This window comes from Campylobacter sp. BCW_6873, from assembly GCF_001762365.1.
GTDB classification, from domain to species: Bacteria; Campylobacterota; Campylobacteria; order Campylobacterales; family Campylobacteraceae; genus Campylobacter_D; species Campylobacter_D jejuni.
The window spans coordinates 1-752 of sequence record NZ_MJWS01000036.1 but is presented as its reverse complement, the minus strand read 5'-3'; the positions used below and the strand labels follow the sequence as shown (position 1 = coordinate 752).

1 pseudogene is annotated in these 752 nt (G+C 33.0%); it reads left to right on the top strand.

Features of this window, described 5'->3' with window-relative positions:
- A pseudogene (locus tag AJ932_RS01920) lies at nucleotides 1-752 on the top strand (hypothetical protein); the annotation flags it as partial.

The following is a 752-nucleotide window of genomic DNA, read 5'->3' as shown; positions in this document are numbered from 1 at the left end:
TAAAATCTTCTCTTTTTAGACAAGAATGGGGTATAGCAGCAGGAATACTAGGAAAACCTGAATATTTTGTGCGTTCTAAAAATCATGGCTTTAATGCCAGAATGATACAATGTTTTATTTTATATATTCAACTCACAGGTGGAGGATATGAAGAATTAGGTATAAAAAGAGGAATTTATAATTATGCTGATAATCTTTTAGAAATAGGTATGGCAGGGATACATAAAAATCCTTTAAGGGCTAAATTAGTAAAAGATTTAGCTAAAACTATACAGCCTGATGAATTTGGTATGCTACCTTTTATAGATGAGATTATGGGAGTAGATTGGGTGATTGATTATAATAAATATAGAATTGCTCGTGATGAATCTGGGGATATATACAAAGCCTTAAGAAGTGATATAGTTGAGGGTAAAATAAAAGATCCAAGGGATATAGATTCTACTTATGAAAGCAGAAGGGAATTTGATCGTCATAGGGGAGGGTATAAAAATGGCATGCTGCAAGGCTATGGAACAGATACACCTAATGATTGGAGTGAAGAAGAAGCACAACTTTTTAATGATACTTTAATACTACATGCCAAACTAGCAGCCCTAACTCCTCCTCAAGGCTATCCTAATGCACCTTATTATTTTACCCCTGAAAATCTAGAATGGTATTATAAAAAACACAAATTAGATGCTAAACTTGATCCAAGAATTCCTGCCATATATAGATATAATTTTCCGCAAGAACTTCGAGCTAAAATA